Here is a 15,423-nt window from a genome sequence, read left to right on the forward strand (position 1 = left end):
AGGCCAGACGGCTGTTTTCTTGGACGATACATGACCCGCGACGCACGTGCCCGTAGATATCTGCCGCGCCGGGCATCGTGGCTGGTTCTGGCTTTGCCCCTGCTGCTCGCCGCCTGCGAGGGGCGGCAGTCGGTGCTGGTGCCCGCAGGAGAGGACGCGCGCATTCTGGGCGACCTGTTCTGGGTGATGCTCATCGGCGCGGTGGTGCTGTGGATCGGCATGAACGGGCTGTTTTACTGGGCCACCCGCCGCAGCCCGGCCGAGCATTCGCAGACCCTCGCCAACTGGCTCGTGATCCTGGGTGGCATCTTCTTTCCGACGGTGACGCTCGGCGCGCTGCTGGTTTACGGCCTGACCATCATGCCCGACCTGCGGGCCACCGGCGACGGGCCGGTGATCCGCGTGACCGGCGAGCAGTGGTGGTGGCGCGTCGAATACGAGCGCGAGGACGGCTCGACCGTGATCACCGCCAACGAGATCCGGCTTCCGGCGGGCGTGCGATCGACCTTCCTTCTGGACAGCAAGAAGGTGATCCATTCGTTCTGGGTGCCGAGCTTGGGCGGCAAGATGGACATGTTTCCCGGCCGGGTGAACGAGATGACGCTGGGGCCCGAGAAACCGGGCGTCTACCGCGGCCAATGCGCCGAGTTCTGCGGCGAGAGCCACGCATGGATGGCGTTCGAGGCCGAGGTGATGGAGCCCGACGCCTTTTCCGCATGGCTCGACGCCGAGGCCGCCGATGCGGTGCCCCCCGCAGGTGAGGATGCCCGGCGCGGCGCGGCGCTGTTTCTTGCCCAAGGCTGCGGCGCCTGCCACGCGGTGCGCGGCACGCCCGCCGTGGGGCAGGTGGGGCCGGACCTCACCCATGTCGGCTCGCGCCACTCGCTCGCCGCCGGGCGGCTGGGCACAAGCGTCGAGGATTTCGCCAAATGGGTCGCCAACCCCGGCGCGTGGAAGCCCGGCGTCGAAATGCCCGCCTATGATCACCTCACAGACGCGCAGATCGGCGCGATCGCCGCCTATCTCGAGGGCCTCGAATGACCGACCACAACACCCCCGCAGGCGACCTCAGGCCCGAAGGGATCTATCCGCCCACCGAGGAGATGCTGAACGAGCCGGTGCCGCTTGAGGTGCAGGAGAGACAGAAGGAACGCTTGGGCCGCGCTTGGAAGACGCCCGAGGGCTGGCGCTACTGGACCGCCGTGAACAACTCCGAAGTCGGCGTCTGGTACACGATGACCGCCTTCGTGTTCATGCTGATCGCGGGCGTGATGGCGCTTTTGATGCGGTTGCAACTCTGGGTGCCGGAGAACGACCTGATCTCGGCGGATCTCTTCAACCAGCTCTTCACCATGCACGGCTCGGCGATGATGTTCCTCTTCGCCGTGCCGATGTTCGAGGCGATCTCGATCCTTTTGCTGCCCGCCTTCCTAGGCGCGCGCGACATGCCGTTTCCGAGGCTCTCGGCCTATGGCTACTGGAGCTTTCTGATCGGCGGCATCTTCGTGATCGGCTCGATCCTGTTTTCGGCGGCCCCCAAAGCGGGCTGGTTCATGTATCCGCCCTTGGCTACGCTCGAACTTGGCATCGGCTCGGACATCTGGCTCTTGGGTCTGAGCTTCATCGAGGTGGCCTCGATCGCCGCGGCCGTCGAGCTGATCGTCGGCGCGCTGAAGTGCCGCCCCCCCGGCATGCGCGTCAACGTCATGCCGCTCTACGCGTGGTACGTGCTGGTGGTCGGCGGCATGATCCTGTTTGCCTTCCCGCCGCTGATCGCGGGCGATTTCCTGTTCGAGCTGGAGCGCTCGTTCGACTGGCCCTTCTTCGATCATACGCGCGGCGGCGACCCGATGCTGTGGCAGCACCTGTTCTGGATCTTCGGTCACCCGGAGGTCTACATCATCTTCCTGCCCTCGATCGCCATCGCAGCGATGATCGTTCCGACGGTCGCACGACGCCCGATCCTGGGCTATTCGTGGATCGTGCTCTCGGCCGTGGGTACGGGGTTCCTGAGCTTCGGGCTCTGGGTACATCACATGTTCACCACCGGCCTGCCCAACATCTCGCTCGGCTTTTTCTCGGCGGCGTCCGAGGCGGTGGTGATCCCGACCGGCATTCAGCTCTTCGCCTTCGTTGCCACGCTGATCGCGGGGCGGGTGAAGATGACGTTGCCGATGCTGTGGATCGCGGGCGCTCTGGCGATCTTCACCGCAGGCGGTCTCACGGGCGTCATGGTCGCCGTGGCCCCTTTCGACTGGCAGGTGCACGACACCTATTTCATCGTGGCGCACCTGCACTACACGCTGTTCGGCGGCATGGTCTTCCCGGTGATCGCGGGGGTCTATTACTTCTTTCCCTTCATCGCCAAGAAGATGCTCTCGGAGCGTTTGGGCCGTTGGTCGTTCTGGCTGATCTTCACCGGCTTCAACATCACCTTCCTGCCGATGCATCTCACCGGTCTTCTGGGCATGCCGCGCCGGGTCTACACCTACCCCGAGGGGCTTGGCATCGACTGGCTGAACCAGATCTCGACCGTGGGGTCGTTCATCGTCGCCGCCGGCTTCGCGGTCTTTGCCTGGGACATCGTCCGCCCCAAGAAGGACCAGCCGCAGATCCCCCGCAACCCGTGGGGGTCCGGCACGCTCGAGTGGAGCCATGAGATCCCCGAGACCAAGTGGGGCGTCCGCTCGATCCCGCACATCACCTCGCGCTACCCGCTGTGGGACCAGCCCAAGCTGGTGGATCGCATGGATCAGGGGCGCTACTACCTCCCCGACGCCGAGGAGGGGCTGCGCGAAACCATCGTGACCAGCGTGATCGACGCGCGCCCGATCCAGGTGCAGCGGGTCACCGGCCCCGCCTACATCACCATCTGGGCGGCGGCCTTCACCGGGGGCGCCTTTATCCTGCCGACCTTCCACATCTACACTCCGGCCATCGTTTCGGCGGCCTTCGCGGTGGTCTGCATCCTCTATTGGCTCTGGACCTCGACCGCGCGCCCGCCCGAGAAGGACATGAAGGATGTCGGCCTTGGTCTCAGCCTCCCGACCTATGCGGCGGGCCCGCAGGCGGTGGGCTGGTGGGCGGTGTGGATCACCATGCTGGGCGATTCCACGGCCTTCGCCTCTCTGGTGTTCGGCGCGTTCTTCTACTGGACCTCGAACACCGCCTTTCCGCCGCCCGGTGCGGAGCATGCGAGCGGCTATCTCGTGGCGCTGGCCACGGCGGCTTTCGCGGTGTCTTGGGCACTGACGCGGGCCGCGCGGGGCCTGAACCGGGCGGGGCGCGTCGGGCTGGCCCGGGGCGCGCTGGCGCTGGCGCCGATCCTGACGCTGTCGGGGATGGCAGGCTTCGGCATCTCCGTGCTCGATCTCGATCCGACCAGCCATGTCTACCCGGCGATGATGTGGGCTCTGATGATCTGGGTCGTGGCGCATGGGGCGCTGGGCACGATCATGCAGCTCTATTGCCTCGCGGGATCGATCTTCGGCAAACTCACCCCGCGCTACGACGCGGATCTGTGGAACGTCACGCTGTTTTGGCATTTCATGGGGATCACCGCCTTGGTGACCGGTGCGATGATGGGCCTCGTGCCCCGGTTGATGTGAGGGAGGCGGCATGAGCAGCAACGACCACGACCGCCAACCGCACCCGCGCGAGGACGAGCACGAGTTCGGCGAGGAGCGCGAGAGCCTGTGGCGGATCGCCTTTGCCCCCACCATCTGGGCGTTCCACTTCGCGATCAGCTACGCTGCCGTCTCGGTCTACTGCTTTCGCTACGAGCAGATGTATTCGATGGGCACCCTGCGCGCGGGGCTGATCGTGATGACGCTGGCGATGCTGGCCGCCATTGCATGGATCGGCTGGCGTGCCTTTCAGCGGTGGGACGTGCGCGGCACCGGCGAATTCTCGAACCCTGCGGGAAGCGCCGAGGACCGGCACCAGTTTCTCGGCCATGCGGGGTTCCTGCTGGCGATCGTGTCCTTCATCGGTGTGGCCTTTGACACCTTGCCCATCGTGATCTTGGGCACCTGCCGGTGAGGTCTGGCCCGATCAGACCAGTGCCGCTGATCCTCGGGGTCGGGCTTTTGGTCGCGGTCTGGGTCGCGCCGCTCTCGATGTGGCTCGGATCGGCTTTCGCGGGGCATATGCTGCGGCACATGACGCTGGTGGCGCTGGCGGCCCCGCTTCTGATCATCGGCTGGCCCTGGGTGGCGCGGGCCTTGGCGCTGCACCCGATCGCCGCCGCCGCTCTCGAATTCGCGGTGGTCTGGGGCTGGCATCTGCCGCGCGCGCATGGCCTGGCCTACCGCGCCGACGCGGGCTTTGTCGCCGAGCAGGCGAGCTTCCTGCTGGTCGGCCTGCTGGTCTGGGCAGGCTGCCTGCGCGCGAGCCATCCGCTTGCGGGGGCGGGGGGGCTGCTTTTGACCTCTATGCACATGACGCTGCTGGGCGCGCTGTTGATCCTCGCGCCGCGCGATCTCTATTCCGCGTGGTGCGGGCTGCTGCCGAACCTGAGCGGTCAGCAACTTGGCGGCATGTTGATGCTGGGCATCGGCACGCCGGTCTATCTCGTGGCGGGGCTGTGGCTCACCTCCCGAGCGGTGAACGAAAAGGAGACCGCGGCATGAAGCAGCGGACAAGGACGGTTCTGGCCACGCTTGGTGTCCTGGCGGGGCTGGGGGCCGTGGCGGGCGGCGCGACGGTGGCCTTCGGGCTTTACAACGTGTCGGCCCGCGCGGGCCATCTGCCGCCCGTCTACTGGGCGCTGCACACGACGTTCCGCCAGTCGGTCGACCTTCGCGCCGGTGCGCCCGAGACGCCCGCGCCGGATCTCACCGACCCGACGCTGGTCGAGCTTGGCGCGCGGCATTTCGAGACCGCCTGCGCGATGTGCCACGCGGTGCCGGGCCAAGAGCGCAGCGCCACCGTGCGGGGCATGAACCCCGAGCCGCCGCATATCCTTGAGGCCGTGGGGAACTGGAGCGCCGATGAGCTGCACTGGATCGTCTTCGAGGGCGTGAAGATGTCGGGCATGCCGCCTTGGCCCTCGTCGCGCGAAGACGACGTCTGGGCCGTCGTGGCCTATCTGCGGGGCATCCAGACCGAAGTGGTCACACCCGAGCGGCAGCTGCAGATCACCGCGCGAGAGGACATGGACGCCCCCGAGGGGGCGGCGTGGTGCGCGGGATGCCACGGCGGCACGCAGGCGCATGTGCCGCGTCTCGACATCTTCGACGCCGATTACATCGAAGCCTCGCTAATGGCCTACCGCGAGGGGCGGCGCGAGAGCGGGATCATGCAGCAGGCGGCGACGGCGCTGAGCCCTGCGGCACTGCGCGACCTCGCCGAATGGTTCGCCGAAAGCGCGCCGTCAGAGCGCAGCCCGTCCGCCCGCGTGCCCGACGCCGAGACGCTGGACCGCGGCGCGGTGCTGGCCCGCGCGGGCACCGACGACGTGCCCGCCTGCACCGCCTGCCATGGTCCGGGGCCGCGCGATCTCGCGGGCTTTGGCGGCGATGATCTGGACGGAAAATTTCCGCCGCTCGCCGGTCAGGACGAGGCCTATCTGATTACCCAGCTCCGGCTCTGGCGCGACGGCGTGCGTGGCGGCACCGAGGCCTACAACCTGATGCGCGTCGCGGCGCAGGAGTTGGAGGAGGACGAGATCGAGGCGCTTGCCGCGTGGTATGCCTCGCTCGATCCGGTCACGGGGGAGGTATCCAACGCGCGGAAGGCACAAGGGAGCGATCCCAACCCGATGCGCCAGCCCGTCGACCACTGAGCCGCGCCGTTGCTGCAGGGCCGTGTTGCAAGGCCCTGACATTTTGGTGTGTTGCGCCGATCCCGGCGCAAAGGCACTACCCTGACACCGAGGCCGGGCGACACGACCCGGCGCGACCGACAGGAGGACGACATGGTGCGGATGATGGCAGGGCTGGGCGGTGCGCTGATCCTCGCGGGGGGCATGGCCCATGCGCAGGATGGTACGTCGGACACGGAGGCGCTGCTGGGTCAAAGCTGGGACGAGATCGTCGAGGCGGCCCGCGGCGGCGAGGTCAATGTCTTCATGTGGGGCGGGGCCGACAACATCAATGCCTATGTCTCGGACTACATCGGTGGCCTGCTCGAAGAGGATTACGGCATCACCCTCAACCGCGTGCCGCTCACCGACACGGCCGAGGCGGTGAACATCGTGCTGGGCGAGGTCGAGGCCGGGGCCAAAGCGGGCGCGGTCGACATGATCTGGATCAACGGCGAAAACTTCCGCACCATGAAGCAGGGCGATCTCGCATGGTGCGGGTATGTGGACAAACTGCCGAACGCGGCGCTCGTCAACTTCGACAACCCCGCCATCGCCAACGACTTCGGCACGCCGGTCGAGGGCTGCGAGGTGCCGTGGAGCCGGGTGCAATTCGCCTTTGCCCATGACACCGCCCGCACCGACGCGCCGCCGCGCTCGATCCCCGAACTGCTGGGCTGGGCAGAGGCGAACCCCGGTCGCTTCACCTATCCCGCGCCGCCCGATTTCACCGGCGCCGCCTTCGTGCGCCACGTCTTCACCCATTTCGCGGGCGGTGCGGACGCGCTGATCGGCCCCTTCGATCAGGCAAGGTTCGACGAGGTGGCCGCCGAGACCTGGCAGATCCTCAACGATCTGGAGCCGTCGCTCTGGCGCGAGGGCGCGACCTATCCGACCTCGATTACCCAGCTGCAACAGATGTTCGCCAACCAAGAAGTGGACCTGTTCTTCACCTATGACCCGGCAGAGGTCGGCACGGCGGTGGTCAACGGTATCTTCCCCGAAACGGCGCAGTCCTATGGGCTCACCGACGGCACCTTGGCCAACACCAACTACATGGTGATCCCGGTCAACGCCGCGAACAAGGCCGCTGCCATGGTGACGCAGAACCTGCTGCTCTCTGGCGAAGCACAGCTTGAAAAGGCGCAGCCGGATGTCTGGGGCGCGGCCACGGTGATCGAGCCGGATCGCGCCTCCCAAGAGGTGCAGGCGGGCTTTGCGGCGCTGGAACGGCACCCGTCGGTCGTCTCGATCGAGGAGTTGGGGCAGGCGGCGCTTCCCGAGCTTCAGGCTGACTGGACCTCGGCCATCGAGGACGGCTGGATCGCAAACGTCGGCAATTGAGGTGATCGGGCGCGGGCATCCATGGCTGTCGCTCGCGCCCGCGCTTGGCGTGACAGCGGTGCTGTTCGGCGGCGGCCTCGTGCTGGGGCTGATGGGCTCCTTTGGCATGGGGCGCGGCGGTTTCACGTTTGACGCGTGGTCGGCCGTGCTGTCGGAAGGCCGCGTCTGGCGCTCGCTCGGCCTGTCGCTCTGGATCGCCTTTGCCTCGACCGCGCTGGCCTGCGTCATCGGTCTTGGCGCGGCGCTGCTGCTCCGCCGTCGCTTTCCGGGGCAGGGGCTGGCGCGGCTGCTGTTCCAGATCAACCTCACCATCCCGCACGCGGTCGGCGCGCTGGGTATCCTGTGGCTCCTGTCGCAGTCGGGCTTCCTTGCACGGCTCTCGGCCGGAACCGGGCTGATCGACGGCCCCGCCGGGTTTCCGGCGCTGACGCAGGACCGCTACGCCATCGGCATCATCGCGCATTACGTCTGGAAGGAGGTGCCTTTCATCGGGCTGATCCTGCTGGCCAATATGCAGTCTCTGGGCGACGACCCCGAGGCCGCCGCGCGCTCGCTCGGGGCCTCTCCCTTTGCCGCCATGCGCCTCGTGCTGCTGCCGCTGCTGCGCCCCGCTCTGATCCGCGCGGGCGCCATCGTCTTCGCCTTTTCCTTCGGTGCGTGGGAGGTGCCCGTGCTCCTGGGCCAGAGCGCGCCCACCGCGCTGCCGGTGCTGGCATGGCAGCGCTTCACCGATCCTGACCTCGCCGCGCGCCCCGAGGCGATGGCTCTGGCCATGCTGATCGCGCTGGTCTCGGCGCTGCTCATTCGCGCGGCCTTTGCGGGGCGGTCATGAGCGCGCGGATGCGTACGGCGCTCGGCCTCGTGCTGATCGCGGCGCTGATGGCGCCGCTGGTGCCGCTGGCCCTGTGGTCGGTGGCGCGCGGCTGGTTCTTTCCGCAGATCCTGCCCGCGACATGGACACTCGAGCCATGGATGCGCGCCTTCGCGCCGCGCTCAGACATCCCTGGTGCGCTGCTGACCACGACGCTCATCGCGCTGGCAGCGGCGGGGCTCGCGCTGGCGCTTGGCATTCCGGCGGGCCGGGCGCTCGGGCTCTATCGCTTCCGCGGCAAGGCTCTGGTGGAGCTTGCGCTGCTCGCCCCGGTGATCGTGCCGGGCATCGCGGTGGGCCTCGGGGTCCACGGCGTTTTCCTGCGGCTGGGGCTGACCAATTCCGCGCTTGGCGTGGTGCTGGTGCATCTCGTGCCGACGCTGCCTTACGTGATCTTCGTCATGTCCGGCGTCTTTGCCAATTACGACGCCGAGGCCGAGGCCCAGGCCCGCAGCCTCGGCGCGCGCCCCCTTCAGGTGCTGTGGCACGTCATGCTGCCCGCTATCGCGCCGGGCGTCATGGTGGCGGGGCTCTTCGCCTTTCTCGTCTCGTGGTCGCAATACATCCTGACGCTGACCATCGGCGGTGGCCGGGTGGTGACGCTGCCGCTCCTGCTCTATGCGCAAGCAGGCGCGGGGCGCAACGATCAGGCGGGCGTGCTCGCCATGCTGAGCCTCGCGCCGGGCCTCGTCATCCTCGCGCTGGTGGCGCGGCAGCTGTCGGGGCGCGGCATGACATTCGGAGGAACGCGGTGACGCGGCTGACGCTCGAAAACCTGCAGCTGCGCCATCCCGGCGCGGAGCGCCCTGCGCTCGATGCGCTGTCGCTCGATGTCGCGGATGGCGAGATGGTGGCGCTCTTGGGTCCTTCGGGCTGCGGCAAGACCACGGCGCTGCGCGTCATCGCCGGGCTGATCGGCCCCGATGCGGGTGAGGTGCGCTTTGACGGGGCCTCGGTCGGGCATCTGCCGCCGGAACGGCGCGAGGCGGTGCTGGTGTTCCAGTCGGGCCAGCTCTTTGCGCATATGGACGTGGCCACCAACGTCGGCTTCGGCCTCAGGATGCAGCGCCGCCCCAAGCGCGAGATCGCCGCGCGCGTGGCCGAGGCGCTGGCGCAGGTGCAACTTGGCGATCTCGGCCACCGCCGCCCGCACGAGTTGTCCGGCGGCCAGCGCCAGCGCGTGGCGCTGGCCCGCGCGTTGGTGTTGAAGCCCGGATTGCTGCTGCTTGACGAGCCGCTGTCTTCGCTCGATGCGCATCTGCGGACCGAAATGCGCGCCCTGATCCGCCGCCTGCAACGAGAGACCGGGATCACCACGCTGGTGGTGACGCATGATCAGGAAGAGGCGGCGGTGCTGGGCGACCGTGTCGCCCTGATGCTGGGCGGCCGCATCCATCAGATCGGCGCGGGGGCGGCGCTTTGGAACCGGCCCGCCGATCTCGACGTGGCGCGCTTTTTCGGCGGCTGCAACTTCATCCCCGGCCGTTCCTCGGACGGGGCGTTCGACGGCCCGCTGGGGCAACTGACCTTGCCCGAGGGGGCACCCGAAGGCGAAGGCTGCCTGACGCTGCGCCCCGAAGCGATCGAGCCGGGCGACGGCGAGAACGCGGTGACGCTGCGGGTGATCGAGACCCGGTTCGAGGGGCTGCTCACCCGGATCACGGCCGAGGTCGCGGGGCTGAGGCTCGAGGCGCTGATGCGCGCGGGCGCGGCGCGCGGCGCCGTGCCGGGGCAGGACGTCCGCTGGCGGCTCCCGCGCGAGGCGTTGTGGGTGCTGCCCGGCGTCTAATCCTTTCCGCGCGGGACTGACACATTGCCGCACGACCAAGTGAGAGCCGGGCTGGTGACGCCCAGCGCGGCGGCTGATAGCCTCGCCGAACCAAAGGAGTACCCCCGATGTTTTCAGCCGACATGATCCTCGACGCGACACTTCTGCCCGCGATGATGATCGCGCTGTCGGCGGGGCTTCTGTCCTTCCTGAGCCCCTGCGTGCTGCCGATCGTGCCGCCCTATCTCGCCTATATGGGCGGGGTGTCGGTCACGGACCTCTCGGCCCCCAAGGGCGATCGGCGGCGCGTCATGACGGCGGCGCTGTTCTTCGTTCTCGGCCTTTCGACGGTGTTCTTGCTGCTCGGCGTCGCCTTTTCGGCTTTGGGCCGGGCGTTCTTGCAGTTTCAGGATTGGTTCAACATCATCGCGGGGATCACCATCATGATCTTCGGCGCGCATTTCACCGGTGTCATCCGCATCCCCTTTCTCGATCGTGAGGCGCGGGTGTCGGGCGGCGATCGGGGCGGCTCGGCCTTTGGGGCCTATGTGCTGGGCCTCGCCTTTGCCTTCGGCTGGACGCCCTGCCTTGGCCCGATCCTCGGCACCATCCTCGGGCTGGCCGCGACCGAAGCGGATGTGACGCGCGGGGCGGCGCTGCTGGCGGTCTACGCCGCGGGGCTGGGCATTCCTTTCCTGCTGGTCGCGGCGTTTTTCCCGCGGCTTGGCGGAGCGATGGCCTGGATGAAGCGGCACATGGGCCGGATCGAGCGGACTTCGGGGCTGCTGCTCTGGACCGTGGGTTTGATGATGCTGACAGGTCAATTCTCGGACTTCAGCTTCTGGCTGCTCGAAACCTTTCCCTCGCTCGCAGCACTCGGCTGACGCCCGCATTCGGCCTTATGGTGGCCCGCTTCCTCCTCTAGTCTGACGGAGAAAGGGGGCGGTCATGGACGGATCATCGATGCAACGGGTGCGCCGGCGGCGGGTGTTCTACATCCCCGGTTTCGACCCGATCCACCCGCGCCGCTACCGCGAGCTGTACCGCAGCGAGGCGGCCGCACAGGCGGAGATATCGGGCTTCGACCTCACTCTTTCGCCTGCCAAGGGCCGTCGCTTCGGCTGGGACGTCTCGGCCCGGATCGAGGGCGGCGAGGTGCGGACCGAGTTCGAGGTGCTGATCTGGTCGGACATCGTGCGCGAGCAGATGCAGGGCGGGATTCTCGCGACCTATGGGCAACTGCTGCGCACCGCATGGACCTATATCGCGAGCGGGGCGCTGGGGCGGCTGATGCGGCTACGCAAGGGGCCGGTGATCGCGGCACTCTACCCGGTGGTGATGCTTCTGGTGCAGCTTGGGCTGGCGCTGGGTCTGGGCGCTGTGGCGGGCGGGCTCGCGGACATGCCTGCGCGGTGGGCCAGACTGCCGGGCGGGCTGGCGTTCTGGCCGGTGCTGGCGGTGGTGGTCTGGGGCGTGCTGCATTGGTTTCGCCGCCATGACCGCAGGTTCTTTGCCTATTACCTGATGCATGACTATGCCTTTGCCGCGCGTTGGGGCGGGGCCAACCCCGCGGCACTCGAGGCGCGGTTGGCGCTGTTCGAGAACCACATCGCCGCAGCCTTGCGCGAGGATGTCGACGAGGTGCTGGTGGTGGGTCATTCCTCGGGGGCGCACCTCGCGGTTTCGGTGCTGTCGGATCTGATCCGCGCCGGTCGCTGGCCCGAAGGCGGGCCGGCCTTGGGTTTCTTGTCGCTGGGGCAGGTGGTGCCGATGATGTCGTTTCTGCCCGAGGCCCGCCGCCTGCGCGCCGATCTGGCCTATCTCTCGGCGCGAGAGGAGCTAACATGGCTCGACGTGACGGCACCCGGCGACGGCTGCGCCTTTGCGCTGTGTGACCCGGTGGCGGTGTCCGGCGTGGCGCCCGAGGCTCAGCGCTGGCCGCTGGTGATCTCAGCGGCCTTCACCCGCACACTGAGCCCGGCGCGCTGGCGCGAGCTGCGCTGGCGCTTCTTTCGGCTGCATTTCCAGTATCTCTGCGCATTCGACCGACCCGGCGACTACGACTATTTCCGCGTCACCGCCGGGCCGCTGACGCTGGCCGAGCGGTTCGCGGATCGTGCGCCGTCGCGACAGGCGATCCGCCGCGCGCTGTCGCCGCACACCATCACCGCATGAGCCTGCCGCCCAAGCCTACCGCCCGAGCGCCACGGGTGTCGCTCTGGCGGCACCTGCGGCTGTTTCGCACCGACATCCTTTCGGCCCAGCCCGCGCGGCTCTACCGCGCTTGGATGGCTGAATTCCGTACGCCGTTCTTCCGCTCGGTGCTGGTCAACGATCCGGCCCTGCTGCGGCTGATACTCAACGAACGACCCCGCGATTTTCCCAAATCCGAGAGGATCGGCGTAGGGCTGCGCCCTCTCTTGGGGGCTTCGGTGTTTCTCACCAACGGCGCGGTATGGGAGCGGCAGCGGCGGATCATCGACCCGGCCTTCGAGGGTGGCAAGCTGCGCGAGAGCTTTGCCGCGATGCGGGCGGCGGGCAAGGCGGCGGTGGCGCGGCTCGCCCCCTTGGCTGACGGGCGCGCGGTCGAGGTCGAGGCGCAAGCGAGCCATGCCGCCGCCGACGTGATCTTTCGCACGCTGTTCTCGATCCCGATCGAGCATGAGACGGCGCGCGCGACCTTTGAGGCGTTCCACACGCATCAACGCAGCCAGCCGCTCTTGAACCTCGCGGCCTTCGTGAAGGGGCCGTCTTGGATGCCGCGTCTGCACTCGCGCGAGACGCGGCGCACGGCACGGCGGATCCGCGCGTTGATCGCAGGTCTGGTGACGGCACGGGCCGAGGCAATCGCAACGGGCAAAGCGCCGCCCGACCTCGCCACCAAAATCATGACCACGCCGGATCCAGAGACGGGGGAGCGGTTTTCGCCACAGGAGATGGTCGATCAGGTGGCAATTTTCTTCCTCGCCGGGCACGAGACCAGCGCATCGACGTTGGGGTGGACGCTCTACCTCATGGCCACGCATCCCGAGGTGCAGGACCGGGCAGCCGTGGAGGCGATGGCGTTTTCGGGTGAGTTCTCAGGGCTTTCCAAGCTGAAGCTCATTCGCGATTGCACGCGCGAGGCGCTGCGGCTCTATCCGCCGGTGCCGATGATGGTGCGGGAGACGACCCGGCCCGAGCGGTTCCGCGACCGCGCGCTCGGGCGTGGCACTCAGGTGGTGTTGTCGCCATGGCACCTGCACCGGCACGAGCGGTTCTGGGACAGCCCCGACGCCTTCGACCCCGACCGCTGGAGCCGGGCCGAGACGAAAGACAGCGCCCGGCGGGCCTTCCTGCCGTTCAGCGCCGGGCCGCGCGTCTGCCCCGGCGCGGGCTTTGCCATGGCCGAGGCGGCGGTGCTGCTGGCGGCACTGCTGGCACGGTATCGCTTCGAGGCCGTGGAGGGTAGCGTGCCGGTGCCAGTGGCGCATCTGACGGTACGTGCGAAAGATGGGATCAGGCTACGCGTTTGGAAGCGTTGATGGGCAAAACTCTTCGAAGAGTTTTTGAAGTTCCTTCGAAGGAACTTGTCAGCACAGGGGCCGCACCGGATTGTGGTTGCAGAAGATGACAACTTGCCCGGCGTTCTCAATGGCCCGAAAGCCGCGCCATTTGATTTCATGCACGAAACGCGTGCGCCCAACGATCCGATCGACATCGCGCAGGCCACGCCGGACGATGCCACCGGAGGCCGCGGCCTGCGAAGCGAAGAGTTGGCACAGCCAGCGCTCAGGACTGATCACGGCGGGTGGGGTGGTCATATGCCGAGCCAGGCACGCGAAGTCTTAAGTTTTCATGACCTGGCGCAACACGAAGACCCGGATCGCCGAGGCCAGCCCGACATCACCGCGCGCGGCGTCGATTTCGGCGGCCAATCCATTGATCGTGCGGCCTTCGGCGGTGGCGATGTCACGAAAGGCGCGCCAGAACGCGTCCTCCAGAGACACGCTCGTGCGGTGACCCTTGAGCGTGAGCGAGCGTTTGACGGGCCGGCCGTCACTCATCGTCGCGCTGGTGCCCGTCAAGCCGCCGAGCCGTGATGTCGGCCTCTGCGGCGTCGCGTGTCTTTTCGGCCTTGGAGCGGCCGAACTTGACGGCATTGGCGTCGGCGCGGGCCTTGTCCTCGGCCCGCGCCTTCCGTTTCCTGAACTGGTTCAGGTTCACCGGCTTCATTTCGGGCCGATCATCTCCTCGGGGCGCACCACCCGGTCGAAGGTCTCGGCGTCGACGAAGCCGAGGTTGATGGCCTCTTCCTTCAGGGTCGTGCCGTTCTCGTGCGCGGTCTTGGCGACCGTTGTGGCGTTGTCGTAGCCGATGGTCGGGGCCAGCGCCGTCACCAGCATCAGGCTTTCGCGCATCAGCTTGTTGATCCGCTCTTCGTCGGCGCGGATGCCGTTCACGCAGTTTTCGGTGAAGCAGGAAGCGGCATCGCCCAGAAGCTGCATGGATTGCAGCACGTTGTAGGCCATCATCGGCTTCATCACGTTCAGCTCGAAATGCCCCTGGCTTCCGGCAAAGCCCACGGCGGCATCGTTGCCCATGACATGGGCGCAGACCTGCGTCAGCGCCTCGACCTGCGTCGGGTTGACCTTGCCCGGCATGATCGAGGAGCCGGGCTCGTTCTCGGGCAGCATCAGCTCGCCCAAGCCGCAGCGCGGGCCGGAGCCGAGCAGGCGGATGTCGCTCGCGATCTTGTAGAGCGAGGCCGCGACCGACCGCAGCGCGCCCGACATCTCGACCAAGGCGTCATGCGCGGCCAGCGCCTCGAACTTGTTGGGAGCCGTGACGAAGGGCAGACCGGTGATCTTGGCCATGTTCTCGGCCACGGTCTCACCCCAGCCTTGCGGCGTGTTGAGGCCGGTGCCCACGGCGGTGCCGCCCTGCGCCAGTTCGTAGATCGCTGGCAGCGCCGCCTTGACGCGGCGGATGCCCATCGCGACCTGGTGTGCGTAACCGCCGAACTCCTGGCCCAGCGTCAGCGGCGTCGCATCCATGGTGTGGGTGCGGCCGATCTTGATGATGTCCTTGAAGGCCTCGGCCTTCTCGACCAGCGCGGCGTGCAGCGTCTCCAGCCCCGGCAGCGTCACGTCGCGCGCGGTGGTGGCGACAGCGATGTGCATCGCTGTCGGGAAGGTGTCGTTCGAGGACTGGCCCATGTTGACGTGGTCGTTGGGGTGCACCGGATCCTTGGAACCGATGGTGCCGCCGAGCATCTCGATGGCGCGGTTCGAGATCACCTCGTTGGCGTTCATGTTCGACTGGGTCCCCGAGCCGGTCTGCCAGACCACGAGCGGAAAGTGATCGTCGAGCTTGCCTGCCACGACCTCGGCGGCCGCCGCGATCATCGCATCGGCAAGGCGGGCATCGAGCTTGCCGCGCGCCTTGTTGGCCTCCGCGCAGGCCTGCTTGATGACGCCGAGCGCGCGGACGATGGCCACGGGCTGCTTTTCCCAGCCGATCGGGAAGTTCAGGATCGAGCGCTGCGTCTGCGCCCCCCAGTAGCGGTCGGAGCGAACCTCGAGCGGGCCGAAGCTGTCGGATTCGGTGCGGGTGGGGGTGGTCTGGCTCATCGCGGTCTCCCTGGTATGCCGTCGC

16 protein-coding genes are annotated in these 15,423 nt (G+C 67.8%); 12 read left to right on the top strand and 4 right to left on the bottom strand.

Annotation, left to right across the window (positions count from 1 at the left end; all coding sequences use genetic code 11):
* Window positions 1–30: 30 nt before the first annotated feature.
* From AADJ02_RS07155 to AADJ02_RS07210, 12 genes are all read left to right on the top strand, one after another.
* Window positions 31–1,041: a c-type cytochrome gene (locus AADJ02_RS07155; protein ID WP_341212309.1), complete on the top strand. Its 1,011-nt coding sequence runs from the start codon at window positions 31–33 to the stop codon at window positions 1,039–1,041.
* The gene (gene ctaD, locus AADJ02_RS07160; protein ID WP_341212310.1) at window positions 1,038–3,608 is read left to right on the top strand and encodes a cytochrome c oxidase subunit I; all 2,571 of its coding nucleotides are present in this window, start codon (window positions 1,038–1,040) and stop codon (window positions 3,606–3,608) included. Before AADJ02_RS07155 ends, ctaD begins: the two co-directional genes overlap by 4 nt.
* A 10-nt stretch (window positions 3,609–3,618) precedes the next feature.
* Window positions 3,619–4,041 carry a hypothetical protein gene (locus AADJ02_RS07165; RefSeq protein WP_341212311.1) on the top strand — a complete coding sequence of 141 codons (423 nt, stop codon included), beginning with the start codon at window positions 3,619–3,621 and terminating at the stop codon, window positions 4,039–4,041.
* On the top strand, window positions 4,038–4,631 hold the full coding sequence (locus tag AADJ02_RS07170; RefSeq protein WP_341212312.1) for a cytochrome c oxidase assembly protein: 594 nt from the start codon (window positions 4,038–4,040) through the stop codon (window positions 4,629–4,631). The genes AADJ02_RS07165 and AADJ02_RS07170 overlap by 4 nt, the downstream gene beginning before the upstream one ends.
* Window positions 4,628–5,785, top strand: coding sequence for a c-type cytochrome (locus AADJ02_RS07175; protein ID WP_341212313.1), 1,158 nt, complete (start codon window positions 4,628–4,630; stop codon window positions 5,783–5,785). The genes AADJ02_RS07170 and AADJ02_RS07175 overlap by 4 nt, the downstream gene beginning before the upstream one ends.
* Before the next feature lie 132 nt (window positions 5,786–5,917).
* Complete coding sequence (locus AADJ02_RS07180) at window positions 5,918–7,147, top strand: ABC transporter substrate-binding protein (protein WP_341212314.1); 1,230 nt, start codon at window positions 5,918–5,920, stop codon at window positions 7,145–7,147.
* Window position 7,148: 1 nt separating this feature from the next.
* Window positions 7,149–7,979, top strand: a complete 831-nt coding sequence (locus AADJ02_RS07185) for an ABC transporter permease subunit (protein ID WP_341212315.1) — start codon at window positions 7,149–7,151, stop codon at window positions 7,977–7,979.
* On the top strand, window positions 7,976–8,773 hold the full coding sequence (locus AADJ02_RS07190) for an ABC transporter permease subunit (RefSeq protein ID WP_341212316.1): 798 nt from the start codon (window positions 7,976–7,978) through the stop codon (window positions 8,771–8,773). Before AADJ02_RS07185 ends, AADJ02_RS07190 begins: the two co-directional genes overlap by 4 nt.
* Complete coding sequence (locus tag AADJ02_RS07195) at window positions 8,770–9,807, top strand: ABC transporter ATP-binding protein (protein ID WP_341212317.1); 1,038 nt, start codon at window positions 8,770–8,772, stop codon at window positions 9,805–9,807. Before AADJ02_RS07190 ends, AADJ02_RS07195 begins: the two co-directional genes overlap by 4 nt.
* A 107-nt stretch (window positions 9,808–9,914) precedes the next feature.
* On the top strand, window positions 9,915–10,670 hold the full coding sequence (locus tag AADJ02_RS07200) for a cytochrome c biogenesis protein CcdA (RefSeq protein ID WP_341212318.1): 756 nt from the start codon (window positions 9,915–9,917) through the stop codon (window positions 10,668–10,670).
* 64 nt (window positions 10,671–10,734) lie between these two features.
* Entirely contained in the window at window positions 10,735–11,961 is a 1,227-nt protein-coding gene (locus tag AADJ02_RS07205; protein WP_341212319.1) for a hypothetical protein, read from the top strand.
* Window positions 11,958–13,310 carry a cytochrome P450 gene (locus AADJ02_RS07210; protein ID WP_341212320.1) on the top strand — a complete coding sequence of 451 codons (1,353 nt, stop codon included), beginning with the start codon at window positions 11,958–11,960 and terminating at the stop codon, window positions 13,308–13,310. The genes AADJ02_RS07205 and AADJ02_RS07210 overlap by 4 nt, the downstream gene beginning before the upstream one ends.
* Before the next feature lie 48 nt (window positions 13,311–13,358).
* Here the strand turns inward: AADJ02_RS07210 and AADJ02_RS07215 are convergent, their stop codons facing one another.
* The 4 genes from AADJ02_RS07215 to fumC are packed head-to-tail and all read right to left on the bottom strand — an operon-like array spanning window position 13,359 to window position 15,398.
* Window positions 13,359–13,589: an N-(5'-phosphoribosyl)anthranilate isomerase gene (locus AADJ02_RS07215; protein ID WP_341212321.1), complete on the bottom strand. Its 231-nt coding sequence runs from the start codon at window positions 13,587–13,589 to the stop codon at window positions 13,359–13,361.
* 24 nt (window positions 13,590–13,613) lie between these two features.
* Window positions 13,614–13,832 (bottom strand): ribbon-helix-helix domain-containing protein, encoded by a 219-nt coding sequence (locus AADJ02_RS07220; RefSeq protein WP_341212322.1) that lies wholly within the window; start codon window positions 13,830–13,832, stop codon window positions 13,614–13,616.
* Complete coding sequence (locus AADJ02_RS07225) at window positions 13,825–14,001, bottom strand: DUF4169 family protein (protein WP_341212323.1); 177 nt, start codon at window positions 13,999–14,001, stop codon at window positions 13,825–13,827. Before AADJ02_RS07225 ends, AADJ02_RS07220 begins: the two co-directional genes overlap by 8 nt.
* Window positions 13,998–15,398, bottom strand: a complete 1,401-nt coding sequence (gene fumC / locus AADJ02_RS07230; protein ID WP_341212324.1) for a class II fumarate hydratase — start codon at window positions 15,396–15,398, stop codon at window positions 13,998–14,000. Before fumC ends, AADJ02_RS07225 begins: the two co-directional genes overlap by 4 nt.
* Window positions 15,399–15,423: the final 25 nt, after the last annotated feature.

The sequence above is a fragment of the uncultured Limimaricola sp. genome (assembly GCF_964022235.1).
Classification (GTDB): domain Bacteria; phylum Pseudomonadota; class Alphaproteobacteria; order Rhodobacterales; family Rhodobacteraceae; genus Limimaricola.

What these genes read in the sequence shown, in the direction of transcription:
- AADJ02_RS07155 (WP_341212309.1), top strand. Translation starts at nt 31, where the DNA reads ATGACCCGCGACGCACGTGCCCGTAGATATCTGCCGCGCCGGGCATCG.
- ctaD (WP_341212310.1), top strand. Translation starts at nt 1,038, where the DNA reads ATGACCGACCACAACACCCCCGCAGGCGACCTCAGGCCCGAAGGGATC.
- AADJ02_RS07165 (WP_341212311.1), top strand. Translation starts at nt 3,619, where the DNA reads ATGAGCAGCAACGACCACGACCGCCAACCGCACCCGCGCGAGGACGAG.
- AADJ02_RS07175 (WP_341212313.1), top strand. Translation starts at nt 4,628, where the DNA reads ATGAAGCAGCGGACAAGGACGGTTCTGGCCACGCTTGGTGTCCTGGCG.
- AADJ02_RS07180 (WP_341212314.1), top strand. Translation starts at nt 5,918, where the DNA reads ATGGTGCGGATGATGGCAGGGCTGGGCGGTGCGCTGATCCTCGCGGGG.
- AADJ02_RS07190 (WP_341212316.1), top strand. Translation starts at nt 7,976, where the DNA reads ATGAGCGCGCGGATGCGTACGGCGCTCGGCCTCGTGCTGATCGCGGCG.
- AADJ02_RS07200 (WP_341212318.1), top strand. Translation starts at nt 9,915, where the DNA reads ATGTTTTCAGCCGACATGATCCTCGACGCGACACTTCTGCCCGCGATG.
- AADJ02_RS07205 (WP_341212319.1), top strand. Translation starts at nt 10,735, where the DNA reads ATGGACGGATCATCGATGCAACGGGTGCGCCGGCGGCGGGTGTTCTAC.
- AADJ02_RS07210 (WP_341212320.1), top strand. Translation starts at nt 11,958, where the DNA reads ATGAGCCTGCCGCCCAAGCCTACCGCCCGAGCGCCACGGGTGTCGCTC.
- AADJ02_RS07215 (WP_341212321.1), bottom strand. Translation starts at nt 13,589, where the DNA reads ATGACCACCCCACCCGCCGTGATCAGTCCTGAGCGCTGGCTGTGCCAA.
- AADJ02_RS07220 (WP_341212322.1), bottom strand. Translation starts at nt 13,832, where the DNA reads ATGAGTGACGGCCGGCCCGTCAAACGCTCGCTCACGCTCAAGGGTCAC.
- AADJ02_RS07225 (WP_341212323.1), bottom strand. Translation starts at nt 14,001, where the DNA reads ATGAAGCCGGTGAACCTGAACCAGTTCAGGAAACGGAAGGCGCGGGCC.
- fumC (WP_341212324.1), bottom strand. Translation starts at nt 15,398, where the DNA reads ATGAGCCAGACCACCCCCACCCGCACCGAATCCGACAGCTTCGGCCCG.